The sequence below is a fragment of the Williamsia sp. SKLECPSW1 genome (genome assembly GCF_054332755.1).
This window is the reverse complement of sequence record NZ_JBTGLI010000001.1, coordinates 2,837,858-2,863,342: the sequence shown is the minus strand read 5'-3', so window position 1 is coordinate 2,863,342 and position 25,485 is coordinate 2,837,858. Positions and strand designations below refer to the sequence as shown.

Below are 25,485 nucleotides of genomic sequence, written 5' to 3'. Positions count from 1 at the left end.
CGGTCAGTTGGTGTGGACGTGCATCAGGCTGACGTTGTACGAGGTGTAGGTCGTGGCCGTGAAGTAGAGGTCCTTGTCCGTCGACCAGGGGTGCATGAAGCCTCCGTAGACCTGCGGGTACTGCGCCGACGACATCAGCAGGGTCGGCTCGGACCACAGGCCCTGCGGAGACCTGGACTGCCGCAGGACGATCCCCCCGCGCAGCACGTCCAGGTACGTCGCCTGCCACAGCTGCGCGGCGGCGTCGTATCGCACCGACAGCTCGCCGGTGGGACCACCGAACAGCGGAGTCGCCTGATCACCGTTGGCGGTCGGCCGCCAGGTCCCGTTCACCCAGTACTGGTATGCCGTCTTGTTCAGCACATCCGACGCCGGGACCCGCGCGAGAGCGGTGGTGCCGAGACGACCGTTCGGGGTGCCGAACATGTAGACGTACCCGCCGGCCGGGACCATCGACGACACCTGGAACTTCGACCGGCCGAAGAAGTTGTCCCACCGGGCGTACTGGGAGTTCGTCCACGTCGAACCACCGTCGTCCGACCACGCGAGTCCGCCGTAGTTGGTGAACCACTGGCCGGGCACCGAGAAGTGGTTGACGGACATGTAACTCATGTACTGACGCTTGCCGAGCGCGAAACCCGATGTGGGGATGACGGTCTGCTCGACATAGTTGATCTTGCGGCTGGCGATGACCTCGGCGGCGTGACACCGACTGTCCTGCACCATCGAGTCGATCCTCAGGCCGCGCGCGAGATCGCGGTTGCCGGAGAATCCGAGGGTGTTGGACCGCCAGTCGCCGCCGTTCGCGCCGGGCGGGCGGAAACCCTTGCCGAAGGTGTCGCCGAACGCGATGGCCACCTTGTCCGGCGCGGCCTGCCACATGATCCCCAGGTCGGTGCCGTTGACCTGGAATCGCTTGTCGGTGCGGCTGGTCGAGCCGTGCCCGGTGACCTGACCGACGTAGCTCAGTCCCCCCGCGCGGGGGGTCGGCGGCTTCGCGGTGACGGCACCTGCGACGGCGGCCGGGTTCTGCGTCGGCGGACGGGCCTGCCCGCGCGGAGGTGTGCCACCGGGGACCGGCACCGGGATGGTCGCGATGGGTCGTGGGGTGAAGGTGATCTTCGGGACCGCGATCGAGCCCGATCCGGATCCCACGGCTGCCGCCGGGGGCGGCGCGTCGGTGAGATCGGGGCAGGGGTCCTTGCACGGGTCCGGCGGTGGAGGGGGCGACGGGACCCGCTGCCGCGAGTTCTGCGGGCCGAACTGCGGCACCGGGGTGACCTGGAGGTACGGGAGTCCGAAATCGATCCGGGGCGGCAGGGGACTCCCCGGCCGCGGAGGCTGCGGCAGGTCCTGCACGCACCCGGAACTGGGGAGGGCCACCGCCGGTGCCGGCGCCGCCACCGCGGGCGCGCTCATCATGACGGGCACGAGAGTACAGCCCGCGATGGTCACGCAGAGGGATCGACGCATCGGAGTCCCGACCTCTTCCTGCACCAGTTCCTGCACCAGCGATTCAGGAAAGTGAACCTAACACGGGATCTCCGGGTGCACGAGGGGTTGATGAGACGTGAGTGCACATAGCGGACAATGCGCATACTGGACGGGTGCAGACCTGGCTGATCGTCGTCATCGTCGTGATCGTGGTGCTCGTCATCGTCGGCGCGGTGAGCCCGGCGATCCGCGCAGCGCGGGCGACCCCACCCCCCACACCCGCAGGCTGGTACCCCGACCTGCACGACCCGTCGATCGAGCGCTATCACGACGGCGACGGGTGGACGCAACAGACGCGTCCCAACCCCGAGGAGTCCTGACCGAGGGGGCGGGTCAGGCAGCCGCGCTCACGCGCGCGAGCACGTCGAACTCCACCGCGTCGGCGACCGCGAGGTAGACGTCCTGACGGAGGTGCCTGCCGTCGAACAGGACCTCGCCGCGCGGGCTGGGAGGCCGAAAGCCCTCCGCTGCAGCGCGGTTCATCGCCTCGACATCCGACGAACCCGCACGCGCGGCCAGTTCCGCGAGCAGCCGCACACCCTCGTAACACGACTCCCCCGGTGACGTCAGCGGCGGAGCCGACGTCCCGAAGCGCCGCGCGTAGCGGTTGCCGAACTCGAGAGATGGACCGGTGACCAGGGTCTCGTAGAACCCGGCCGTCGAGTACAGGTGTCGGGTCGCCGAGGCGCCGGTGGCCAGCAGCATGTTCTCGTCCATCAGCGGACCCAGCCGGATGCACCGCTCGTCCAGCCCGCGCCGCCCGAACGCCCGGTTGAACGCCACGGCGTCGGAACCCAGCAGCAGCACCAGCACGCCGTCGACGCCCGCCCGGTCGATCGCGTCGATGACAGGGCCGAAACGGGTCGTGCCGAGGGGAACGAACGTCGAGGTCACCATCTCGACGCCGCGGACGCCGCGGACGTCGCGGACGGCGCCCACGACGTGACGTGCGGTCCGACGCGGCCACACGTAGTCACTCCCGACCACCGCCCAGCGGCGGACACCGAGTTCCTCGCTCATCCACCGCAGCGCCGGGACCAGGTCGCGGTCGGGGGTCTCCCCCGTGAGGAAGACGCCGTCGGAGGTCTCACCGCCCTCGTAGACGGCCGTGTACACGTAGGGCACCGCCGACGCGGTGACACCGACCAGTGCTCGTCGCACGCTCGAGTCGTGCCAACCGACCACGGCGTCGATCGCACCCTCCCGCCGGAGCCGGGACACGGTGGCGGCGACGGTCGTGGCGTCGGCGCCACCGTCGACGGTGGTCACCTCGACCGGTTCACCGAGGATCCCGTCGGCGTCGCTCAGTTCCTCGACGGCCAGGCGTGCGGCGGCCGCACACGACGGCCCGAAGATCCCCGACGGACCGCTCTGCGGGATCACCAGACCGAGTCGCATCGCGCTCACCGTCCCTCCAGCTCGTCCCGACCAGGGTGACAGCGCCCGATTACACCGACGTTTCGCCGACGACACCCATCAGGATCTCGTGGTCGATCAGGTGCAGCAGCCCGTCACCGAGCGCGAGATGGCGTCGTGACCCGATGGTGGCCGCGATGTCGCGCTCCATCTGCTCCATCGCGTGGATGCCGGGTTCGACGGTCACGACGCCGTGCGCACTGAGGAACACGACGATGCGACGACGGTCGGTCGGGTCCGCGCGCCGGTAGACCATCGCCCGCGAGACCAACGCGTCGACCGCGCGCGTGGCACCCGCCGCGGAGAGGACGGCGGCGTCGGCGAGGTCGCTCATGGTGATGCCGTCCGATCTCGACAACACCAGCAGGACACGCCACTGGTCGGTGGACACCCCGATGTCCGCGACGATCGCCGCCATCCGGTGGTCGACCGCACGCGACGCACGCGCGAGCAGCAACGGCAGCGGCGGCGGATCCTCAGTCATCCGCGGACCCCGTCACGGCAGTGGGCGGACCGGTGACGACGACCTCGTCGCCGCGTGCGTCGACGACGATCCGCCGCGGCCCGTCGACCCCGGACTCTGCGAGCGTCGCGGCGATCGGCGCCACGAGGTGCAGGCGCAGCGCGCGGCGCAGTGCCCGGGCGCCGTAGCGGACGTCGAACGCACGCTCGGTGAGGACACCCCGCGCGCTGTCGCTGACGACGCAGGCCACGCCCCGGTCGGTGAGTGTCGCGACGAGCCTGTCGATCTCGCGGTCCACGATCGCTCGTGCCGACGCCCCGTCGACGGGGTCGAACACGATCACCTCGTCGAAGCGGTTGAGCAGCTCGGGGTCGAAGAACTCGCGCACCCGGTCGAGCACGAGGTCACGGGGGCCGGCGCCGCGGGCCGCGCGTAGTCGACGACGCACGGCCGAGGCGACCGACCGATGCGCCATGTCGTGCACCTCGCGCGACCCCAGGTTCGACGTGAGCAGCACGATCGCATTGCGGAAGTCGAATGTCGATGTGCCCGAGGCGAGTCGGAGTCGCCCGGTGTCGAGGACCTGCAGCAGGGCCCGCAGGACCGTCGGGTGCGCCTTCTCCACCTCGTCGAACAGCACCACCCCGGGACGGGAGGGGGTGCCCTCCACCGTGTCGCGATCGAGCAGGGAGAACTGCTCTTTCGAGCCGGCGTACCCGGGCGGCGCACCCGAGAGCGAGGCGGCGTAGTGCTCCTGTGCGAGGGAGTTCATGTCGACGCGGCACAGGTTGTCAGCGTCGCCGCGCACGTGGTGGGCCACCTGGCGGGCGAGTTCGGTCTTGCCGACCCCGGTCGGACCGACCAGCAGCAGCGAGGCGATCGGCCGATGGGGGTCACGCAGGTCGACGGCGGCGATCGTCAGCGCGCGGACGACGGCCTCGACCGCCTCGTCCTGACCGATGATCGCCGTGCGGAGCCCGTCCCGGAGATCGGCCGGTGACCGGAGGTCACCGAGCCGGAACCCGGCACCGACGCCGAGATCGTGGAAGCGCTGCGACGCGAAGCCCGACATGCGTTCTCCTTTCATTCCGCATGAAACTACCTGCGGACGGCGGCCGTCATGAGGTGTGAACGAGAACGCAACACACTGGTCATCGACGCCTCCGTACCGTCGACGCAGGCCCTTCCCGATGAAAGCATCATCCCGATCCAGGAGAACCCATGCGTCACGGAGACATCTCGTCCAGTCCCGACACCGTCGGCGTCGCGGTGGTCAACTACAAGATGCCGCGGTTGCACACCCGCGACGAGGTGATCGCCAACGCCCGGGGCATCGCCGAGATGGTCGTCGGCATGAAGAGCGGTCTGCCCGGCATGGACCTCGTCGTGTTCCCCGAGTACTCGACGCAGGGGATCATGTACGACAACGAGGAGATGTACGCGACGGCGTCGGTGATCCCCGGGGACGAGACCGACATCTTCGCCGCCGCATGCCGCGAGGCACACACCTGGGGCGTCTTCTCGATCACCGGCGAACGGCACGAGGATCACCCGCACAAGCCGCCGTACAACACGCTCGTCCTCATCGACGACCAGGGCGAGATCCGGCAGAAGTACCGGAAGATCCTGCCGTGGACGCCGATCGAGGGCTGGTATCCCGGCGGGCAGACCTACGTCACCGACGGCCCGAAAGGCCTGAAGATCTCGCTGATCATCTGCGACGACGGCAACTACCCCGAGATCTGGCGGGACTGCGCGATGAAGGGCGCCGAGCTCATCGTGCGACCCCAGGGGTACATGTATCCGGCCAAGGAGCAGCAGGTGCTGATGGCGAAAGCCATGGCCTGGGCGAACAACTGCTACGTCGCCGTCGCGAACGCCACCGGGTGGGACGGCGTCTACTCGTACTTCGGGCACAGCGCGATCATCGGGTTCGACGGCCGGACCCTGGGTGAGTGCGGCGAGGAGGAGTACGGGGTCCAGTACGCGCAGCTGTCACTGTCGACGATCCGGGACGCCCGAGCCAATGACCAGTCCCAGAACCACCTGTTCAAGTTGCTGCACCGTGGCTACACCGGTGTTCTCGCCGGTGGCGACGGCGACAAGGGTGTCGCGGAGTGCCCCTTCGACTTCTACCGCAACTGGGTGACCGACGCCGAGGCCACGCAGCGGGCCGTCGAGTCCATCACCCGCGAGACGATCGGTGTCGCGGACTGCCCCGTCGGCGATCTCCCCACCGAGAAGGTGATGGAGGCCTGAGGTCCACAGCACCGTGCCCGGTCGACCGACTGGTCGACCGGGCACGGGTCGCGGTGACGGTGGGTCACCGCTTCGGGTGGCACTCCCTGTGGTGGTCGCGGATCGGCGTGCGGGCCTGACGGAGCTCCTTGAACTCCTCGCGGTGGGTCTTGCGGAACGCGCGGATCTCGGCGCGCCGCTGGTCCTTCGGCAACATGCGCACGTGTACCAGCTCGGCGGCCAGGTCCGGGTGCCGGGCCAGGACGCCGGCGATCGCGGGTGCCGCCTCCGCGACCGCAGCCGCGCGCGCCTGCGGTGTGCACTGCACCGGCGCGGCCGAGGCGGTGGCAGCGGGGATCCCGGCGGCCAGTCCCACCCCGAGCGCGACGGCTGCGGCGGCGCCCACGCGTCGGGTCCAGAGAGTTGAGTGTCCGGTGACTGTCATGGTTCTCCTCAGAAGTGTCATCGCTGTGATGCACGGCTGAATCTCGCCCGTGAAGCTGTGCCGAGCCTGAGAGAGTCGGAATTGTCCCGGACTCCTTCAGACGACCCTCAGGTGCCCATCGCCTGCGCGGCGGCGACCCGGACCAACGCCTGGAACGCGACACGGTTCAGTGGTGTCGCGGCGGTCAGCGGCCGCTGACTGAGGGTGACGGTGACCCCCTTGACGTCGAACACCGCGGTCAGTGCGCGTGTCGTCGACGGCGGGAACCCGGCCAACGGTGTGCTCGAGGTCTGTTCGATGACAACGGGATCGGTGACACCCCGGATCACGATCGGGACCCGCTTGGCCGTGATGGTGGTGGTCCCCGCCGACGACGTCACGGTCCGTGTCCCGCAGCCGTCGACGTCGTAGCGCGCGAACACCGCCGACCTCGGACCCTGGCGCGATGCCGTGCTGGTCACCAGCAGCTCGGATGCCTTGTCCGCGAACGCCGAGACGGCGTGCAGCGACAGTGTCGGCTCCGGCACCAGCGTCGGATCCGGTTGGCAGCGCGACGGTGTCACCGTGGTCCCCGGCGCCGCGCCGGTCACCGCGGACACGGCCGACGAACGCTGGTCGTCCGAGAGTGGCATCACGACGAAACCTGCGGGCATGTCCCGCTCCTGCAGGACGAACTGCGTCAGGGGAGGCACGAACGCGGCCGACGAGCTCGGCGCCGACGAGGACGTCGCCGAGCGCGCCGGGGTGGACGTCGACGACGAGCATCCCGCCGCCGCGACGACCGCGAGACCCAGCACCACCGCGAAGCACGTCCGTCTCCCCATCACGACCTCCGCTCACCGCGGCGCGTCAGGGCTTCCGACCGCCGTCGTTCGCGACTCTAGGCTTCCTGCGTGAACAGCCTCGTCGGTTCTGACGCAACGATTCTCGCCAAACGCCTCAATCGGACGATTCCGGCGGCGGGTTCTGGGCGAGCTGCGCCTGCAACGCCTTGAGCACCGACCCGCCCTGCGTCGCGAGTCCGGTCAGCAGGTCGCCGACGCCGTCGGACCCGTTCAGCACCGTCAGGTTCGCGCGGGCGAACCCACCGGCGAGTGCCTGCATCAACTCCGGCAGCTGGTCGATCAGTTGTTGGTCCAGCGCGATCCGTCCGTTCGCGGCCGCGGCCTCGGACTGGATCCGCAGTGCGTCGGCCTCTGCCTCGGCGGCGATCCGTGTCGCCTTCGCCTGCGCCTCGGCGGGTTTGACGATCTCGGAGAGCAACTCCTTCTCCCGCTGCGTCGCCAGCGCCTCCGCCAACGTCGCACGCTGCAGGGCGATCGCCTGCTCGGTGGTGGCGGCCGCGAGCGGACCGGCCTGTGCGGCCTCGGCGTTCGCCTTGTCGGTCTCGGCGCGGATCTGCGCGCGGGTGATGGAGGTGTCCCGCTCGAACTCGGCCTGCGCCCGCAGCGACTGCTGCTGCGCCTCCGACGACGCCTGGTCCGCGCGCGCCTGGGCGATCGCGGCCTCCCGCTGCACCCGCGCGACCTCCGGCTTCGCCAGAGCCTCGATGTAGCCCGACGCCATGTCGTCGATCGACTGGATCTGGAACGAGTCGACGACGAGACCGATGCGTCCCATCTCGGTCTTCGACGCCTCGAGAACCTGCCGGGCCAGGGTGTCGCGTTCGCGGATGATCTGCTCGACGGTCATCGAGCCGACGATCGACCGCAGATGGCCCGCGAAGATCTGGCCGGTCAACCGCGACATCTCCTGCTCCTGCTCGGAGACGAACCGCTGTCCGGCGGCGACGATCGACGCCACGTCGCCGCCGACCTTGTGGGCGATGACCGCCTTGACCTTCAACTGGATGCCCTGGGTGGTCACGCAGGTCTCCTCGACCTGCGCCTCGCACATCGCGAGCGAGAGGTAGGTGACCCGACGGATCAGTGGGACAACCCATTTCCCGTGTCCGACGACGACGGCGAACGGCTCCCCCTCGCCGTCGCCGCGCTTGCCCGAGATGAGCATCGCCTCGTCGGGATCGGGGACGTGATAACCGAGCATGAGTGTCCTCTCGCGAAGGTGCCGGACGTCCGTCCGGCGACATGACGCTACTTCGCGCGGCTACCGATGGCCACTCCCGGTCCGGGATGAGAGGGTCACGGACATGGCCGGACTGGTGGGACGCACGGGGGTGGTGGTGATGGCGCCCGGGCCCGGGGTGCTCGGCGAGGTGGAGCTGCGACTCGACGGGACGCGGGAGGCGTTCCTCGCGACGTCCGACACTGCGATCCCGGTCGGTGAGCCGGTGCTCGTCGTCGACGATCTCGGCGAGCGACGCGTCGTCGTCGTCCCCTGGACGGAACCGCCCGGCTGAGGTGCTCCGCTCGGTGCGGACAGACGACGAACGCCCCGCGAACCAGGGCTCGCGGGGCGTTCGTGTCGGCGTCGGTCAGCCGTCAGACCTCAGCGGTGCAGGTCGAAACGGTCGGCCTCCATCACCTTCGTCCACGCGGCGACGAAGTCGCGGACGAACTTGTCCTTGGCGTCGCTCGCGCCGTAGACCTCGCTGATCGCCCGCAGCTCCGAGTTCGACCCGAAGATCAGGTCGACGCGGCTGGCGGTGAACTTCTCGGCACCGGTCTCCCGGTCCTTGCCGACGAACGTGCCGTTCTCGTCGTCGCGAGGCTCCCACGCGGTGTCCATGTCGAGCAGTTCGACGAAGAAGTCGTTGCTCAGGGTCTCCGACGCGTCGGAGAAGACACCCAGCTTCGAGTCCTGGTAGTTCGCGCCCAGGGCCCGCAGACCGCCGACGAGGACGGTCATCTGCGGGGCGGAGATGCCCAGCAGGTTGGCCTTGTCGACGAGCAGGTACTCCGCGGACAGGCGGGTGCCCTTGCCGAGGTAGTTGCGGAACCCGTCGGCCTTCGGCTCCAGGTACGAGAACGACTCGACGTCGGTCTGCTCCTGGGTCGCGTCGGTACGACCCGGCGTGAAGGGCACGGTGATCTCGACACCGGCGTTCTTCGCCGCCTTCTCGACGGCGGCGACGCCACCGAGCACCACCAGGTCGGCGAACGACACGGTCCCGCTGAACGACTGCTGGATGCTCTCCAGCTTGCTGATCACCTGGGCGAGCTCGTCGGGCTCGTTGGCCTCCCATCCGGCCTGCGGCTGCAGACGGATACGTCCGCCGTTGGCGCCACCGCGCTTGTCCGAGTTGCGGAACGAGGACGCGGCCGCCCATGCGGTCTTCACCAGCTGCGAGACGGTGAGGCCCGAGGAGAGGATCTGCTCCTTGAGCTGAGCGATCTCCGCGTCGCCGATCAGCTCGCCCTCGACGGCCGGCACCGGGTCCTGCCACAGAAGCTCCTCGGCGGGCACCTCGGGTCCGAGGTAGCGCTCCTTGGGGCCCATGTCGCGGTGGGTGAGCTTGTACCAGGCCTTGGCGAACTCGTCGGCGAGTTCGGCCGGGTTCTCCAGCCAGCGGCGGGTGATCTCCTCGTAGATCGGGTCGGTGCGCAGAGCCATGTCCGAGGTGAGCATCATCGGCGGGTTCTTCTTGCCCGCGACGTGCGCGTCGTCGATGAGATCGGTTGCGGCACCGTCCTTCGGACGCCACTGGTTCGCGCCACCGGGGCCCTTGTGGACCTCCCACTCGTACCCGTACAGCGTCTCGAGGTAGGAGTTGTCCCACGTGGTGGGCGTCGGCGTCCACGCACCCTCGATGCCGGAGGTGATGGTGTACTCCGCGTTGCCGGTCCCGAGGCTGTTCTTCCAGCCGAGGCCCATCTGCTCGATTGGGGCGCCCTCGGGCTCGGGACCGATGTTCGCGTCGGGGTCGCCGGCGCCGTGCACCTTGCCGAAGGTGTGGCCGCCGACGATGAGCGCGGCAGTCTCGACGTCGTTCATGGCCATCCGGCCGAACGTCTCGCGGATGTCGTTGGCCGACAGCTGCGGATCCGGGTTGCCGTTCGGGCCTTCGGGGTTGACGTAGATGAGGCCCATCTGCACGGCACCGAGCGGCTGCTCGAGCTCACGGTTGCCGGTGTAGCGCTCGTCGCCGAGCCAGGTGTGCTCGGGGCCCCAGTACACGTCCTCCTCGGGCTCCCAGCCGTCGACGCGACCGCCGGCGAAACCGAAGGTGGTGAAGCCCATGGACTCCAGGGCGACGTTGCCGGTGAGCACGATGAGATCGGCCCAGGAGAGCTGACGACCGTACTTCTGCTTGACCGGCCACAGCAGTCGGCGGGCCTTGTCGAGCGAGGCGTTGTCGGGCCAGCTGTTCAGCGGGGCGAAACGCTGCATGCCGGCACCCGCGCCGCCGCGGCCGTCGTGCACGCGGTAGGTGCCCGCGGAGTGCCACGCCATCCGGATGAAGAAGGGGCCGTAGTGACCCCAGTCGGCCGGCCACCACGACTTCGAGTCGGTCATGACGCCGGCGAGGTCCTTCTTGACCTCCGCGAGATCGAGCTTCGCGAACTCGGCGGCGTAGTCGAAGTCACCACCCTCGGGATTGATGACGTCGGGGTTCTTCGCCAGGATGCGCAGGTTCAGCTTCTCCGGCCACCAGTCCCGCGAACTCGACCCCTCCACAGGGTATTTGCGGTGACCGCCGACGACCGGGCAGCCCGGGGCATGCCCACCGGCATGCTCGTCGGGCTGATCCTGGTTCATCTCTTTTTCGCGGGTGGTGTGGTCTTCAGACACAACATTCCTTCCAGGAGTGATGAACTGAGCAGTTCTCGATCACGGCTGTGATCGAAGAGTGGACGTACAGTCGGGGCAGGTGCCCCAGTAGATGACCTCGGCCTCGTCGATGACGAAACCGTTGTCGTCCGATGCGTGCAGGCAGGGTGCCTCCCCGACGGCGCAGTCGACGTCGGCGATGACCCCGCAGACCCGGCACACGACGTGGTGGTGGTTGTCCCCCACGCGCGACTCGTACCGGGCCACCGACCCCGTGGGCTGGATCTTGCGGACGAGACCGGACGCGGTGAGCGCGCCGAGCACGTCGTACACGGCCTGCCGGGAGACATCGGGAAGGGTGTCCCGAACGGCCGTGAAGATGGAGTCGGTGTCTGCGTGCGGGTGCGCGTCGACGACGTCGAGCACCGCCACCCGCGGGCGGGTGACGCGGAGCGACGCCGAGCGCAACTGGTGCTCCGCATCTCCTCGTGTGGTCACGGGACCCACTATGTCAGTTTTCTGGACTGAGTCAAGAGTTGCCAGGGCAGCCTGTCCTGGGCTCAGCCGGCGAGGTGCCCCCACGCCGGCTCCAGCTCACGCCACGGTCCGGTCGCCGCGATCGTGCCGTCCACGAGGACCACCACGCGGTCGGCCTGCCCGAGCGCGGCGCGTTTGCTGGTCGCGCCGAGCACCGCGGTCCCCCGCTCTCGGAGGGACCGCCACAGCTCGACCTCGGTGGTCGCGTCGAGAGCCGACGACACGTCGTCGGCGAGGAGCAGCTCGGGTTCACTCGCCAGGGCACGGGCGAGGGCGAGCCGCTGCACCTGACCACCCGACAGCCGGACGCCGCGATGGCCGATCACCGCGTCGACGCCGCCGGCAGCGGCGACGTCCGGAGCCAGGCGGGCGTCGTCGACGGCGCCGTCGATCCGGCGGTCGTGGTCGACGCGGATGTTCTCCGCGAACGTCCCGGACAGCACGCGGGGCACCTGCGCGACATGCGCGACCTGCCCCGGACGCAGGAACGCCTGGGTGTCGGTGACGGGTTCGTCGTTCCACCGGATCTCGCCGCGATGGTCGATGAGACCGGCCAGGGCGGACAACAGGCTCGACTTGCCCGAACCCACCTGCCCCAGGAGCAGGACGAGCTCTCCGGCGTCGACGTGCAGGTCGATGCCGGTCGCACCGATCGTCCCGTCGGCGTGCACCGCGTCGAGGTGATGCACCGACAGCCGGGCCAGGGTGACGCGTGTCGGCGACTCCGGGGGCGGTGACGACCCGTGCAGCAGGTCGACGGCACGCGGCACGGCCATCAGATCCCGACCGCCCGCGAACCGTGCGGTGGCCCGCTGCCACGCCCGGGTGCCGGGCGCCTCGGTGATCACGGCACCCGCGACCCGCCCGAACCAGTCGAAGCCGATCACGGTGCCCGACACCAGGAGTGCGGTCGCCAGACCCCACCCGCCGGCGAGGAACACCGCCCATGCCGCGACGACACCCGCATACACCAGAACGACGGGCACGCCGATGAGGATCGACTGGATGCGGTGTTCGCGGACCGCGGCGTCGACACGACCGGCGTCGGTGCGGGTGAGGTGCCGGTGTGCGTCCTGCGTGGCGGCGGCGAGCTTGATGGTGCGCGCGCTCTCCAACACCGACACCAACGACCGGCCGAACGCGGCGCGGGTCGCCGACGCCGCTGCCGCCGACCGACCCGCGAACGGTCGGCCGATCGTCGATGCCGCCGCGGCGGCGAGCATCACGACCACGAGGACGGCTCCGGCGAGCACACTGCCCGCGATGACCGTCGTGACCACCACGACGACGAGGCCGTTGACGACATCGACCCAGCGGTCGGCGTACCGGATGAAGCGGTCGGCGTCGAGCGCGCGTGCCACGATCTCGCCGGGAGGCGTCCGCGGCAGACGGTGCTGGTCGGTCTGGGCGAGCAGTACCGACGTGCGCACGCGCAGCAGGCCGTCGGCCCACCAGCGGGTGTACCGCAGGACGGCCCCGGCGAGCAGGACCGGCGAGATCAGCAGGCTGATCACCACACCCACGAGCAGCAGCGCCGGGACGTCACCGCGGCCGGCGGCCGCGACGACGTGACCCCACAGCGCCGCGGTGACCGCACCGAACGCACCCGTGAGCGCCGCACCGAGGAACAGTGCCGCCCCGACCAGACCCCACTCGGGGTGCACCCGCACCAGCGAGATCACCCCGCGTGCCAGTCCGGGGCCGCCCTCGATGTCGCGCCGCGGCGGCGGATCGCCCTGACGCCGAACGGCTCCGACGGTCCCGTCCGTGACCGGGCCGGGCTCCGGGGACGCGTTCGTCGCGGCCGCGTCGAGCAGGGTCCGGAACGGGCCCGGGCGCCGGGCGAGCACCGACTGCGGTCCGCGGTCGATCAGCCGCCCCCGCTCGAGCACTGCCACCGTGTCGGCGCGGGCGACGGTGGTCAGCCGGTGCGCGATCAGCAGTCCGGTGCGGTGAGCCAGCAGCCGGTCGGCCGCGCGCACCACCCGCGCCTCGGTCACCGGGTCCATCCGCGCGGTCGCCTCGTCGAGCACCACGATGCGCACATCGCGGACCAGCAGGCGGGCGAACGCGACGAGCTGCTCCTCCCCCGCCGACAGCGTCGTGCCGCCCGGACCGAGCGGGGTGTCGAGTCCGTCGGGCAGACCGGCGACCCAGTCGGTGAGTTGGAGGTCGGCGACGGCCTCGGCGATGCGTTCGCGCGGGACGTCACCGAACAGCGCGATGTTCTGTGCGAGCGTGCCCGCGACGATCTCGGTGCGCTGGGTGACGACACCGACGGCACCGCGCAGACCGTGCAGATCGAGTTCGGTGACATCGACACCGCCGAGCCGCACCGTCCCGGCCGGCGGGTCGACCGCACGCGAGATGAGCGCGGCCAGTGTCGACTTCCCCGATCCGGTGCGTCCGACGAGCGCGCAGGTTGTACCCGCCGCGATGTGCAGGTCCACACCCGACAACGCGAACGTGCCCTCGTCGTAGGCGAACTCGAGATCGGTGATGGTGACGTCGAGCGGACCGTCGGGCAGGACGCGACCGCCGACCGGCTCGGGCGGGGCGGCGAGGAGCTGACGGAGACGGACGATCGCGCCCATCCCGGCCTGCAGATCCGGCAGGTGCCGTGCGAGTTGGTTGATCTGGCCGACGAACGTCGTCGACACCAGGAACAGCGTCACCAGCGCGCCGACCTCGAGGTGCCGGCCGGCCACGAGCACCGCGCCCGCGACGGCGATGACGGCCATCAGCAGGTGCAGCAGTAGGCCGGCACGGACGGTCATCCGCGCCTGGATGCGCACCACGGTGAGGAACGCGCGGTGCACCGCGGCCGCGAGCTCTCCGTTGCGCCGGAGCACGAACGCCTGCCCGAGGCTGGTGCGCAGATCGTCGCGGGCGGCGATGCCTTCCTCCAGTGCGGCGGCGTGGTCGGTCCATGCCATCTCCTCGACGACCTTGCGGTCGGTGAGGACACCGAGCAGCGGGCGGATCGACAGCAGCACCGCCGACGCGACGATCGGGAACAGGATCCAGGCGGGCCACCATGTCAGGCCGGCGACGATCCACATCGGGACGACGAGCACGACGGTCCGCAGCGCATCCCACAGCTGCAGTCGGACCAGGGAACCGACCTCGTGGGTGTCGTCGTCGACGCGGTCGAGGATCTCGCCGACCGCGGTCTCCGACAGCACCGCAAGCGGTTGACCGAGCGCAGCGGTCAACAGGTCGTCGCGGAGGGCACCCTCGGCACGGTCGGACACCGACGTCCACACGGTGCGGCCGATCGCGTCGAGCACCGCGGACCCGATGAGCGCCACGCCGAGGACCACGACGAGCGTCGTCGTCGGACCGTCGGCGACACGACCGACGACGACCGTGCCGAGCGCCTCCGCGATGGAGGCGACCACGAGCAGGGTCACCGCGATCCCCATCGCACGACCGCGCATCCGTCGCCAGTCGACGGTCGCACGCGGGTCGTCGGCACGCGTCACCGACGCGCGGCTCAGCGCGCGTTCCGGGGCAGGTGCGACGGACATCGCCCAGACAGTACGCAGGGGCAACGACAGCGAGAAAGTCGTTTTCCCGGCATCTCGACGTCGCGAGCGCCGATGCCCCGTCGGCCCACGATCTGTCCGGTGGACTCGATCAGATCGAGCCGTCGAACAAACACTGCGCCAACGGAATCGAGATCACCGACCGTGGCAGTGCCCGCGATGCGGGCGTAGCGTGGACGGTGATGCAGATGACGACATGACGCCCGCCGCGGCGGGCCCGACGAAAGGTTCCGCTGTGAGCACATCCCGTGAGTCGATGTCCGCCCCGACCGTCTGGTTCGGTTACGTCTCGTTGGTCGTCGGGCTCGCCGCCTTCGGCCTCACCGTGTGGCGGTTCGCCGGTGGCCACGACGCGACCGCGCTCGTCTGTCTGGTGGTGATGGTGGCCGGGTTCGCGACGGCGGCGATCATCCTGCGACGGGCGATCCTCGCCAACGGTTCCATCGCACTCGCCGGCCGGCCGGGGCCCGAGCAGTTGGCGGAGTACGACGCACGGTGGCACCACCACGACGACACCGCCGCATCCCGCGTCGGCCGCTGATCGCGGCGTCCACCGCCTCACCGCACGACGCACCCCCGTGTGAGACGAGCGTTACCGAGGCCGTGGACAGGCGTAATCGGACTGTCTCGCACGCATGCGGGAATGGGTCGACGGATGCAGCAAGGCGTCCGGCCACCCCCTCGGCACCAGGAGTCCCCCATGCCCGACCTGTTCTCACCCCTGACCGTGAAGGGCGTCACGCTGCGCAACCGCATCGCGATGTCACCGATGACCATGTACCGCTCCACCGACGGGACGATGGACGACTTCCACGTCAGCTACCTCGGTGCGCGGGCCGCCGGCGGGTTCGGCCTCGTGTTCCCCGAACAGATCGCCATCACCCCCGACGGTCGTACGTCGACGTCGTGCGCCGGGATCTGGGACGACAGCCAGATCGAGGGCCACAAGCGCGTCACCGACATCATCAAGGGTTTCGGCGGCGTGCCCGGCATCCAGCTCGGCCACACCGGACGCAAGGGCAGCGAGGTGCCGCCCTACAAGACCATCGACGGCTTCCCGGGCCGCGCGCAGCTGCCGCCGGATCACCCGCAGGGCTGGACCTGCGTCGCGCCGTCGGCGATCCCCTACGGCGGAGACCACCCGTACGACGTCCACGCGCTGACCGTCGAGGAGATCGCCGACCTCATGCGCAGCTACGCCGACGCCGCACGTCGCGCCGCCGAGGCCGGCTACCAGTGGCTCGAGATGCACTACGCGCACGGCTACCTCGGCGCGAGCTTCTTCTCCCCGCTCGCCAACCAGCGCACCGACTCCTACGGCGGGAGCCTGCGGAACCGGGCGCGATTCCACCTCGAGGCCCTCGACGCGGTGCGCGAGGTGTGGCCCGAGGAGTTCCCGCTCACGATGCGCCTGGGATCCGACGACCTGCACCCCGACGGCACACAGTTCGACGACGCCGTCACCGCGATCGGCTGGATGGCCGAACACGGACTGGATCTCGCCGACGTCTCCCTCGGGTTCAACACCGACGACATGCGCGAGAACATCATGGACCAGCCCGGTTTCATGCTCTCGCGGGCGACACGGGTCAAGCGGGAGGTCGGGATCCCGGTCGCCACGAGCTGGAACCTCGGCGTTCCTGCGATGGCGGACAGCGTGATCCGCGACGAGCTCATCGACCTCGTGTTGCTCGGGCGTCCGGCGTTGGCGAATCCGCACTGGCCGGTCTGGGCCGCCCGCGAACTCGGCCACGAGACCCCGTTCGAACTCGTCTGCGACGACTGGCGCTGGTGGCTGGAGAACTTCCGCGGCCACGACGACAGCATCGGCCTTCCGCCCGCGAAACCGATGACGATGGCGGACGAGGACGCAGCCTGAGGCGGTCCGGTCCACCAGATCGTCACGGCGGCAGCGGCATCGGTGTCTCGACGCACGTCGAGACACCGACCACTGTCGACTGACTGCCTGTCCGTGATGCCGCGTATCGGCGTTACGTCCGATCGCTCACGAGCACTGCGTCACCGCTCGCGGCGTCGTTGCCGGTCACCGTTGTGCCGGGTAACGTTCTGGGTGTCTCGCCTCGTCGTGAAGCCCTCCGCGACCCGTCGGCACGGCAACTCGGCGCGTGCCCCAGCGCGCGAAAGGAGCGGACGACGTTGAGCGGTGAACGCACACACGATGCGCCTGCACCACTGGTGTGGTCCGGATACCTGGCAGCCATCGGATTCCTGGTCGGCCTCGGCCTGACACCCTGGTTGTTCGCCGAACACGACACGATGGCCGGTGTCATCGCACTCGTCATCACGATCCTGCTCATCGCGTACGCGGCGACCGTGATCTATTTCGCGATCGTCCGCACGGGATCGGTGTCGCCGGCAGACCCACCGGACGAGAAGGCACGTCGCCACTACGGCGAGGAGTGGCGGTCGACGACACCCGACGACGAGTCGTCGCACTCCTGATGGCGGACACGAGGGCACACCGACCGGGATCGACACGAGGGGGTAACGGATGATTCGCGCCGGGATCGTGGGGGCAGTCGTCCTCGCCACCGCAGGATGCGTCGTCGGCGCGGTGTTCGGACCGTGGGGGTGGGCCATCCCCGCCGCCATCCTCGGGATCATCGCGGTGATCGGTGTCTACGACCTTCTCCAACAGCGGCATTCGATCCTGCGGAACTATCCCGTCCTGGGTCACATGCGCTACCTCCTGGAGGCGTTGCGTCCGGAGCTGCAGCAGTACTTCATCGAGCGCAACTTCGACGGCCGCCCGTTCGACCGCGACGTCCGATCGCTGGTGTACGAACGCGCCAAAGGGACGGCGGCGGAGCTGTCGTTCGGCACCGAGCGCGACATCGATCAGGACGGCTACGAGTACCTGACCCACTCCACCGCGCCCACCGATCCACCGGACGACCCGCCGCGTGTCCGCATCGGCGGCCCCGACTGCACCAGGCCCTACGACATGTCGCTGCTGAACGTGTCGTCGATGAGCTTCGGCGCGCTCTCGTCGAATGCGCTGCGCGCGTTGAACGCCGGTGCGAAGCGCGGTGGGTTCGCACACGACACCGGCGAGGGCGGTCTGACCCCGTATCACCTCGGCGGCGCCGACGTCGTCTGGGAGATCGGCTCGGGATACTTCGGATGCCGCACCGACGACGGCCGGTTCGACCCCGACCAGTTCGCCGAGAAGGCGGCCCACGACGAGGTGAAGTGCCTGTCGCTGAAGCTGAGTCAGGGCGCCAAGCCCGGCATCGGCGGTGTGCTCCCCGCGTCGAAGGTCAGTGAGGAGATCGCCCGCTACCGCGGTGTCCCCCAGGGCGAGAAGTGTGTCAGCCCCGCGGGACACTCCGAGTTCTCCACACCGCGCGGTCTGGTCCAGTTCATCGGCCGGATGCGTGAACTCGCCGACGGCAAGCCCGTCGGGTTCAAGCTGTGCGTCGGGTCGCGCTCGGAGTTCCTGGGCATCTGCAAGGCGATGCTCGACGAGCAGATCACCCCCGACTTCATCATTGTCGACGGCGCCGAGGGCGGAACGGCCGCAGCACCTCTCGAGTACGAGGACCACGTGGGCCTGCCCCTCACCGACGGCTTGATGACCGTGCACAACGCGCTCGTCGGGACAGGTCTGCGTGACCGCATCCGGATCGGTGCGAGCGGCAAGGTCGCCACCGGCACCGACATCGTCAAGCGGATCATCCAAGGGGCCGACTACACCAACGCCGCACGCGCGATGATGATGGCAGTCGGGTGCATCCAGTCGCAGCGGTGTCACACCAACCACTGCCCCGTCGGTGTCGCGACACAGGACCCGGCGCGGTCCCGTGCCCTCGACGTCACCGACAAGAGCGCTCGGGTGTACCGCTATCAGCAGGCCACCGTGTCCGAGGCGCTGCGGATCATGGCGTCGATGGGTGTGACCGACCCGGGCGCCCTGTCGCCGCACATGCTGCGCAAGCGGCTGGGACCGGTGCTGCAGCAGTCCTACGCCGAGATCTACGAATGGCTGGAGCCGGGTGCGCTTCTGGACACGCCGCCCGACGGATGGGCCGACGACTGGGCTCACGCGAACGCCGACTCGTTCGTGTCCTCCGGTCGTCGCGTCAACGCCTGACCGCCCCGACAGCCCGACACGAACGGCCTGACCCCGAGAAGACAGGACCACCATGCCCGACATCGCAACCACCATCGTCTCCGCCCTCGGCGACCTGGGGGTCACCCAGGTCTGGGGTGTCGTCGGCGACGCACTGAACCCGATCACCGACGCGATCCGCGATGACGACCGACTCGAGTGGATCGGCGTCCGGCACGAGGAGGCAGCCGCCTTCGCCGCTGGTGCGCAGGCCCAGATCTCGGGCACCCTCGGTGTCTGCATGGGCACCGTCGGACCGGGATCGCTGCATCTGCTGAACGGTCTCTACGACGCGAAGAAGTCCCACGCGCCGGTGTTGGCGATCTGCGGCCAGGTGCCGAGCGAGAACATGGGCACCGACTTCTTCCAGGAGGTCGACAACGACGCCGTGTTCGCCGACGTCGCCGTCTACCACGCCACCGTGTCGTCGCCGGCGCAGATGCCGTATCTGCTGGAGCAGGCGGTCAACTCGGCGCTGTCGCTGTCCGGGGTCGCGATCCTCACCGTCCCCGGTGACATCGGCTCCATGGACGCGCCCGAAGGTGCGCCCCGGTTCGCTCCCCGTCACGCCGCGTCGATCCCGGACGCCGGGGACATCGCGCGGGCGGCGCAGATCCTCGACGACGCGTCGAAGGTGACGATGCTCGTCGGCCACGGCGCACGCGACGCGCGTGAGGACGTGATGCGCCTGGCGGACCGGCTGACCGCGCCCATGGTGCTCACGCTGAAGGCGAAGGACGGGTTCGAGGGCGACAACGACTTCCAGGTGGGACAGTCGGGTCTCATCGGCAACCCGGCCGCCCACCTCGCGCTGCATCAGGCCGACGCGCTGCTGTTGGTCGGCACCGACTTCCCGTACCGCGACTGGCTGCCGCACGACAAGAAGGTCGTCCAGATCGACACCCGCGGTGAGCACATCGGGCGGAGAGTCTCCGTGTCCGTCGGGGTCGTCGGGGATGCGGGCCACGCGGTGGCACGTCTGCTCGACAGCGTGGGCCAGAAGACGAGCCGGTCGTTCCTGGACCATCACCGCACCGAGTTCCGGCTGTGGCACGAGGCCCAGCAGCGGCTGACCGATCCCGCGCACGACTCGACGATCGTCGGGCGGGTGCGCAAACACCTCGACAACCCCGACGAGTTGATCCGTCCGGAGGTCGTAGCGGCCGCGGTCGACGCAGCCGCAGCCGACGACGCGGTGTTCACCTCGGACACCGGTATGTCGACGGTGTGGTTGTCGCGCTTCGTCAGTGTGCGCGACAACCGTCGACTCGTCGGCTCGTTCAATCTCGGGTCGATGGCCAACGCGATGCCGCAGGCGATCGGGATCCAGGCGCTCGATCGCACCCGGCAGGTCATCGCGTTCTGCGGTGACGGTGGTCTGATGATGCTCCTCGGTGACCTGCGGACCGCGGTGACCTACCAGCTCCCGGTCACGTTCGTCGTCTTCGACAACCAGCGTCTGGGCATGGTGAAACTCGAGCAGGAGCAGACGGGGATGGCCGAGTTCGGCACGGAGCTCGACAATCCCGACATCGCCGAGGTCGCACGCGCGCTGGGCCTGCACGCGCAGCGTGTCACCCGCCCCGGTGATGTCGCCGGGGCCGTCCGCGCCGCGCTCGACCATCCCGGCCCCGCCCTGCTGGACATGATGACCAACCCCGACGAGGTGTCGGTCCCGGCGCGACCCACCGCGGGCCAGGCATGGGGTTTCGCGATCGCCAAGCTCACCGAGACCCTCTCCAGCCGCACCTGACCGACGGTCTCCGTCAGCGCCGGCCAGGCCGGGTACGGATCACCGACCCCTTCCCGATCCGGCCGGTCACGTCGGTGAACAGCAGACGCAGGGGGCGGCCGTCGCGTTCGGCGTGGATGTGCAGGTGGGGCTCGCTCGAGTTCCCGGAGTTGCCGACCTCGCCGAGCCGGTCGCCGGTCCGCACCACATCGCCGTCGGACACCGCAACCGTCCCGACGCGCATGTGCGCCAGCACGATCCGCTCGGTGCCGGTGTCGATCACCACGTGGTTTCCTGCGGGACGTCTCGTGTCGGGGACCCCGTCGGGTACGCCGTCCACCACCGACACGATGCGTCCGTCGCACGGCGATGTGATGGTGACCCCGAACGCGTGGAAGTCGTCGTCGGTGGGGTGGACGAACCCTGCACGCGACCGACCCCAGACCGACAGTCGCACCAGGTCGAACGCACCCCGTTGGCGGGCCACGACCCAGTGGTGGTTGAGGATTCGACCGTTCCCCTCCACCGCCAGCCACCTGCCCTCGCGCAGCGGGAACGCCACGGGATGTGCGACGGTCTCCCGCACGGCGGTCATCGGCCCCGCGACCACGGCGGCGATCGCCGCGACCGCGAGGACCAGTGCGACCCAGGCCGACGGGTTGTCGGTCCACCCTGTCGCCGCGCCGTCGATCCACCAGCCGCGCACCGCGACCGCGACCACTCCCACCGCCGCCAGCGGCGCCGCGGGAGCAGGTGCCATCACCAGGCCAGGAACCATGAACCGCTTCGACATCACCGTGAAGAAGACGAGGATGAACAGTGCCGAAGCCCATCCCTCGGGACTGGTCGCCGTCACCCCGGTCACGATGTCCGCGAGGACGATCACGATCCAGATGACCGGCCACGCACGGGCGATCGCTCGAGCCGGGCTCATCCCACCGATCCGCGCCACGAACTGATTATGACCGCTAACGAATCACTGTGCCGACGATCTCGGGGAGCGCGACCGCGGCGGTCGAGCGGACGGTGATGTCGCAGGCGTCGGACAGGTCGGTCTCCTGCGGGTTGATCTCGATGATCGTCGCGCCCGCCCCGCGTGCGATGTGGGGAAGCCCGGCCGCGGGGTAGACGACCCCCGACGTGCCGACCAGGAGGAACACCTCGCACGCCTGAGCGCGGGCGGACGCCTCGGCGAACGCGTTCTGCGGCAACATCTCCCCGAACCACACGACGCCCGGCCGGACTCGGCCGCCGCAGTCGCAGGCGGGCGGGTCGACACGTTCCCCGTCGGGTTCGCGAGCCTCCACCTCATGGGCGCGGCCACAGGTGTCGCACCGGCAGGCGAACAGACTCCCGTGGACGTGCACCACGTCGGTGCTCCCTGCGCGCTCGTGGAGGTCGTCGACGTTCTGTGTGACGACGCGGATGTCCGCCGCCGACGCCCACTCCGCGAGCGCACGATGACCGGCGTTCGGCGCGACCGACCCCACCATCGCCCGGCGTCGCTGGTACCACGCCCACACGAGCGCGGGGTCGTCCTCCCATGCCTCCGGTGTCGCGAGGGTCATCGGGTCGTACTTGGCCCACAGACCGGTCTGCACGTCACGGAACGTCGGGACGCCGCTCTCGGCGGACATGCCGGCTCCGGTGAGGACGGTGACGATCGACGCGGACCTGATCGCGTCGACGGCGGCGGTGACCGAAGTGGTGCTCATGACCCCATCGTCCCGTGTCCGACTGATCGATGTCGCCCGCGCGTGGAACCCGCTCCGTCAGGTGGAGGCCTCGTCCCCGACCCTCAACGGCAGAGCAACGGTCTGCTTCGCACCGACCTCCGGTTGGTCCGGGATGGACAGCATGCGTGCGATGGTCTCGGGTGAGGCGAGGACGCCGGCGGCGTTCCACGCACGGAGCTGATCGATCGTCGAGAACATCGTGTTCGGGTGGACACCCTGCGAGCGGAGCGCGACGCCTCGACGGGCTCGGCCACCGCGCGGCTTCGGCGCCGACACCGTGAGGGTGTCGTCCGATCGGTAGTTCCACGTGATGGATGCCGTGACGCGGTCGATGGGAAAACTTGTGCCGTCGTCGAAGTCGATGGCCGTGGGCGACACTCGGAACTGCTGCGCAGACCAACCCCACATCGACAGGATGGTCCCCAGTACCGCGATGACCGCTCCCGCCGTCTGCCAACCCCAGGACCTCCCGGAATACCCGACGACCAGGATCAGGCCGCCGGCGATGACGCTCACCACCAGGTACACGGACGGACTTCTGAGTGGAGGCTGACGCCGCACGACCACCGAGTCCTCCTCGACGACCAGCCGCAGTACCGGAGGAACGAATTGCACAGGACTGATCGCGATCATCGACACGGCGAGTGCGGTGAATCCCCATGCGCCGCCCATCGCGGTGAAATAGCCGAGAACAGCCAACATCGGAACCAGGAGGAGGCTTGGGAGCCAACTCCTCCCGGCAACTCTGACGGTGTGCCGCGTCCACTGCATGGAGGCCGGCTGCTCAGCGACCACGTCGACGCCGGCCGAATCGACGGTCGAGCTGAACGCGAACCGTCACGCTCGGTTCAGGGCGACCGCGGCCTGGATCAGAGCGGTGAAGGCGTCGTCGTCGAATGTGTCGGTCTCCTTGATGTCGACGGCGCGGCGGGTACCTGCATCGAGACTGGCGTTGAACACGCTCGCCGGATCCGGGATCGACACACCCTTCGCGAACGTGACCTTCACCTTGTCCTTGTAGGTCTCCAGTGTGCAGATCAGACCATCGCACGAGAAGGTCGGTACGCCATCCGGATTCGACGGCTTGCGCCACTTCTGTTCTTCGGTGATCTCGTCGTCGGCCGCCAGGATCAGGGCACGGATGTGCTCGACGGTGCCCGCACGCCAGTCGCTCATGGCCATGACACTAATCGGACGGTCAGCGCGTCCGGTAGTCCTCCGCGAAGCACAGCGATCGAAGCACGTTGTTGTAGGTGGTGATGCCGTAGGTGTTGGGCGCGTTGATGAGACCCCACGGCGACGGGACCAGGTTCCACACGTTCAGACCGCCGGTCATCGGCGAGAGCGCCGCACCGATCCCCCGGCCGATGCTCCCCGTGACGAACGCGAGGATCTGCGTCGTGACCGCGTAGCCGTAGCCGATCCCGGTCAGCGCTTCGGCCACCGGGAGATCGGCCAGCGGCACGATGTCCCGTCGGTTCGCCGGACCGGCCGCCTTGTCCCCGAGCCCCACGATCGCGTTCGTGATCGGGCCCCCGACCGTCGGCACGAACGACAGGAGGGTCGAGAGGACCGTCTCGACGGTGGTGAACTCGGCCTTGTCGGTGGGGATGATCGCCCGGTTGATCCGCGTCGTACGCAGGGTGGTCATGATCCGACGTTCGGCGTCGGTCACGCGCGACGCCGACCGCGGATCCGATCGTCGCAGGTAGTCCGCTGAACGAGTGACGATGCGCGACAGCGGCTGCACACCGATCGACGGGCACTTCTTGCTGTCGGCGAGTCGGACCTGAGCGGCCAGACCGGTCAGCATCGTCGGCACCTGGTCGGTGAAGCGGAGGTCGGCGTCCTGGTCGGAGTGGACTTCGTCGATCTGCCGCTGCGTCTTCCGCGCAAGACAGGCGTTGGCGAGTCCGTCGCTGAGTTGGCCGAGGATCAGGCTCATCCCGGTGGTCCCCAACGTCAGCGGCAGGGTGATGAGCGTGCCCACCCCGACACCGTTCACGGGGAACAGCGGCGGCACCGTCGAGGAGATGATCGAGGCCGGGACGATGACACTGACGTAGATGTAGAAGTAGACGGTCTCCACAGCCTGCGAGAGGGTCATGTGGTCGAGCCGAATCCGCTCCGCCGCTTTCCCTTCGCGCGTGCGGACGAGCTGGGTGACGATGAAGGTGCTCACCGGGTCGCGATAACTGAGCACCGGAGAGTCGGCATCCGCGCCGATCCCATCGGGATGGTCGGAGATCGACGTCGACGCCACACCGATGCGCTTCAGTCGCTCGAGCACGTCTTTTCTGCTGTCCAGCAGAGCCTTTCGCGCCGAGGCAGGCAGCGACGGTGCCAGTGACTCCGCGATGGCGTCGTACGTCTCGGGCAGCGTGACGTCACTCGACCCGACGCACTTCACCCCGGCGTCGGCGCGTGCCGGCGCGGCTTCACCAGCGACCGGTCGGATGAACGCGACGACGGATGCCGCGAGCAGGAGAATGGTGATGACCCGCCTGGCGGATCCCGGCCGACGACGTACTGGCCGCGCAGGCCGGTTCGGGGTCACCTCGCAAGTTTGAGGTCGGCGGATGGGATCAGCAACCGCTAGCGCGACTTCCGACCGCAAGAGGTAGGCCACACGACGCGGGCGTTTCGTCGTATATGTCGACTTCTCCGCAGGTCAGAATGCTTTCTTCGCGATGCGTACCGTATTCTCGCATCCCGGATTCGCACACCTGCGCAGTCGTCGAGGAGGGATTGATGGCCGAGTTCTCCGTCACCCCGGAAGAGGTCACGAGCGCCTCGCAGGGCATCCACTCGGCGGCCGACACCCTGGACGAGAGAGTGCGAGCTTTGACCTCCCGCGTCGAGGCGCTGCTCGGCGGTGGATGGAAGGGGCAGGCGGCCGACGCCTTCCGACGCGATTGGGAACAGTGGCTGCACGGCGCGAAGGACGTGGTCGGGGGCCTGGACTCGATGGCTGCTCTCCTCGCCTCCACCGCGCAGACCTACTCCGGCCAGGAGTCTGCGAACGCGTCGACGGTGAGCCAGTCCGGCTCCGGCCTGAACCTGGCGGTCTGAC

Annotated in this window: 24 protein-coding genes; 9 read left to right on the top strand and 15 right to left on the bottom strand. The window is 69.3% G+C overall.

Annotation, left to right across the window (positions count from 1 at the left end):
* Positions 1-3: 3 nt before the first annotated feature.
* On the bottom strand, positions 4-1,422 hold the full coding sequence (locus tag ACXVUM_RS13470) for a DUF4185 domain-containing protein (RefSeq protein ID WP_458522283.1): 1,419 nt from the start codon (positions 1,420-1,422) through the stop codon (positions 4-6).
* 185 nt (positions 1,423-1,607) lie between these two features.
* Between ACXVUM_RS13470 and ACXVUM_RS13465 the strand changes: the two genes are divergently transcribed.
* Positions 1,608-1,814 (top strand): DUF2510 domain-containing protein, encoded by a 207-nt coding sequence (locus tag ACXVUM_RS13465; RefSeq protein WP_458522282.1) that lies wholly within the window; start codon positions 1,608-1,610, stop codon positions 1,812-1,814.
* A gap of 13 nt (positions 1,815-1,827) precedes the next feature.
* Here ACXVUM_RS13465 and ACXVUM_RS13460 read toward each other — a convergent pair whose 3' ends face one another.
* The 3 genes from ACXVUM_RS13460 to ACXVUM_RS13450 are packed head-to-tail and all read right to left on the bottom strand — an operon-like array spanning position 1,828 to position 4,445.
* The gene (locus tag ACXVUM_RS13460) at positions 1,828-2,892 is read right to left on the bottom strand and encodes a substrate-binding domain-containing protein (RefSeq protein ID WP_458522876.1); all 1,065 of its coding nucleotides are present in this window, start codon (positions 2,890-2,892) and stop codon (positions 1,828-1,830) included.
* 49 nt (positions 2,893-2,941) lie between these two features.
* The gene (locus ACXVUM_RS13455; protein WP_458522281.1) at positions 2,942-3,394 is read right to left on the bottom strand and encodes a MarR family winged helix-turn-helix transcriptional regulator; all 453 of its coding nucleotides are present in this window, start codon (positions 3,392-3,394) and stop codon (positions 2,942-2,944) included.
* Positions 3,387-4,445 carry an AAA family ATPase gene (locus ACXVUM_RS13450; protein WP_458522280.1) on the bottom strand — a complete coding sequence of 353 codons (1,059 nt, stop codon included), beginning with the start codon at positions 4,443-4,445 and terminating at the stop codon, positions 3,387-3,389. The genes ACXVUM_RS13455 and ACXVUM_RS13450 overlap by 8 nt, the downstream gene beginning before the upstream one ends.
* Before the next feature lie 149 nt (positions 4,446-4,594).
* Between ACXVUM_RS13450 and ACXVUM_RS13445 the strand changes: the two genes are divergently transcribed.
* Positions 4,595-5,632 (top strand): aliphatic amidase, encoded by a 1,038-nt coding sequence (locus tag ACXVUM_RS13445; protein ID WP_458522279.1) that lies wholly within the window; start codon positions 4,595-4,597, stop codon positions 5,630-5,632.
* Positions 5,633-5,696: 64 nt separating this feature from the next.
* Here the strand turns inward: ACXVUM_RS13445 and ACXVUM_RS13440 are convergent, their stop codons facing one another.
* The 3 genes from ACXVUM_RS13440 to ACXVUM_RS13430 form a co-directional block, all read right to left on the bottom strand.
* On the bottom strand, positions 5,697-6,056 hold the full coding sequence (locus ACXVUM_RS13440; RefSeq protein WP_458522278.1) for a hemophore-related protein: 360 nt from the start codon (positions 6,054-6,056) through the stop codon (positions 5,697-5,699).
* Positions 6,057-6,163: 107 nt separating this feature from the next.
* Positions 6,164-6,880, bottom strand: a complete 717-nt coding sequence (locus ACXVUM_RS13435) for a hypothetical protein (protein WP_458522277.1) — start codon at positions 6,878-6,880, stop codon at positions 6,164-6,166.
* A 115-nt stretch (positions 6,881-6,995) separates the two neighbouring features.
* Positions 6,996-8,102 carry an SPFH domain-containing protein gene (locus tag ACXVUM_RS13430; protein ID WP_458522276.1) on the bottom strand — a complete coding sequence of 369 codons (1,107 nt, stop codon included), beginning with the start codon at positions 8,100-8,102 and terminating at the stop codon, positions 6,996-6,998.
* A 103-nt stretch (positions 8,103-8,205) separates the two neighbouring features.
* Here ACXVUM_RS13430 and ACXVUM_RS13425 point away from each other — a divergent pair, with 103 nt between their 5' ends.
* Positions 8,206-8,415: a hypothetical protein gene (locus tag ACXVUM_RS13425; RefSeq protein WP_458522275.1), complete on the top strand. Its 210-nt coding sequence runs from the start codon at positions 8,206-8,208 to the stop codon at positions 8,413-8,415.
* A gap of 89 nt (positions 8,416-8,504) precedes the next feature.
* Here ACXVUM_RS13425 and katG read toward each other — a convergent pair whose 3' ends face one another.
* The 3 genes from katG to ACXVUM_RS13410 all read right to left on the bottom strand — a co-directional run bounded on the left by katG (position 8,505) and on the right by ACXVUM_RS13410 (position 14,794).
* Complete coding sequence (gene katG, locus ACXVUM_RS13420) at positions 8,505-10,715, bottom strand: catalase/peroxidase HPI (RefSeq protein WP_458522274.1); 2,211 nt, start codon at positions 10,713-10,715, stop codon at positions 8,505-8,507.
* Between the two features lie 72 nt (positions 10,716-10,787).
* The gene (locus ACXVUM_RS13415; RefSeq protein WP_458522273.1) at positions 10,788-11,225 is read right to left on the bottom strand and encodes a Fur family transcriptional regulator; all 438 of its coding nucleotides are present in this window, start codon (positions 11,223-11,225) and stop codon (positions 10,788-10,790) included.
* 62 nt (positions 11,226-11,287) lie between these two features.
* On the bottom strand, positions 11,288-14,794 hold the full coding sequence (locus ACXVUM_RS13410; protein WP_458522272.1) for an ATP-binding cassette domain-containing protein: 3,507 nt from the start codon (positions 14,792-14,794) through the stop codon (positions 11,288-11,290).
* Positions 14,795-15,047: 253 nt separating this feature from the next.
* On the opposite strand from ACXVUM_RS13410, the gene ACXVUM_RS13405 reads away from it, so the two are divergent.
* The 5 genes from ACXVUM_RS13405 (at position 15,048) to ACXVUM_RS13385 (ending at position 20,697) form a co-directional block, all read left to right on the top strand.
* Positions 15,048-15,353 carry a hypothetical protein gene (locus ACXVUM_RS13405; RefSeq protein WP_458522271.1) on the top strand — a complete coding sequence of 102 codons (306 nt, stop codon included), beginning with the start codon at positions 15,048-15,050 and terminating at the stop codon, positions 15,351-15,353.
* A 159-nt stretch (positions 15,354-15,512) separates the two neighbouring features.
* Positions 15,513-16,691 carry an NADH:flavin oxidoreductase/NADH oxidase gene (locus ACXVUM_RS13400; RefSeq protein ID WP_458522270.1) on the top strand — a complete coding sequence of 393 codons (1,179 nt, stop codon included), beginning with the start codon at positions 15,513-15,515 and terminating at the stop codon, positions 16,689-16,691.
* A 278-nt stretch (positions 16,692-16,969) separates the two neighbouring features.
* The gene (locus ACXVUM_RS13395) at positions 16,970-17,275 is read left to right on the top strand and encodes a hypothetical protein (protein ID WP_458522269.1); all 306 of its coding nucleotides are present in this window, start codon (positions 16,970-16,972) and stop codon (positions 17,273-17,275) included.
* Positions 17,276-17,324: 49 nt separating this feature from the next.
* On the top strand, positions 17,325-18,926 hold the full coding sequence (locus ACXVUM_RS13390) for an FMN-binding glutamate synthase family protein (RefSeq protein WP_458522268.1): 1,602 nt from the start codon (positions 17,325-17,327) through the stop codon (positions 18,924-18,926).
* Positions 18,927-18,978: 52 nt separating this feature from the next.
* Positions 18,979-20,697 carry a thiamine pyrophosphate-dependent enzyme gene (locus tag ACXVUM_RS13385; RefSeq protein ID WP_458522267.1) on the top strand — a complete coding sequence of 573 codons (1,719 nt, stop codon included), beginning with the start codon at positions 18,979-18,981 and terminating at the stop codon, positions 20,695-20,697.
* A gap of 13 nt (positions 20,698-20,710) precedes the next feature.
* Here the strand turns inward: ACXVUM_RS13385 and ACXVUM_RS13380 are convergent, their stop codons facing one another.
* The 5 genes from ACXVUM_RS13380 to ACXVUM_RS13360 form a co-directional block, all read right to left on the bottom strand.
* The gene (locus tag ACXVUM_RS13380) at positions 20,711-21,628 is read right to left on the bottom strand and encodes a M23 family metallopeptidase (RefSeq protein ID WP_458522266.1); all 918 of its coding nucleotides are present in this window, start codon (positions 21,626-21,628) and stop codon (positions 20,711-20,713) included.
* Positions 21,629-21,644: 16 nt separating this feature from the next.
* Positions 21,645-22,391, bottom strand: coding sequence for an SIR2 family NAD-dependent protein deacylase (locus ACXVUM_RS13375; RefSeq protein WP_458522265.1), 747 nt, complete (start codon positions 22,389-22,391; stop codon positions 21,645-21,647).
* Between the two features lie 57 nt (positions 22,392-22,448).
* Positions 22,449-23,114 carry a hypothetical protein gene (locus ACXVUM_RS13370; protein ID WP_458522264.1) on the bottom strand — a complete coding sequence of 222 codons (666 nt, stop codon included), beginning with the start codon at positions 23,112-23,114 and terminating at the stop codon, positions 22,449-22,451.
* Between the two features lie 135 nt (positions 23,115-23,249).
* Entirely contained in the window at positions 23,250-23,588 is a 339-nt protein-coding gene (locus ACXVUM_RS13365) for a DUF1801 domain-containing protein (RefSeq protein ID WP_458522263.1), read from the bottom strand.
* A gap of 22 nt (positions 23,589-23,610) precedes the next feature.
* A complete protein-coding gene (locus ACXVUM_RS13360) occupies positions 23,611-24,969 on the bottom strand; it encodes a hypothetical protein (RefSeq protein WP_458522262.1) in 1,359 nt (452 codons plus the stop codon).
* 194 nt (positions 24,970-25,163) lie between these two features.
* On the opposite strand from ACXVUM_RS13360, the gene ACXVUM_RS13355 reads away from it, so the two are divergent.
* A complete protein-coding gene (locus ACXVUM_RS13355) occupies positions 25,164-25,484 on the top strand; it encodes a WXG100 family type VII secretion target (protein ID WP_458522261.1) in 321 nt (106 codons plus the stop codon).
* Position 25,485: the final 1 nt, after the last annotated feature.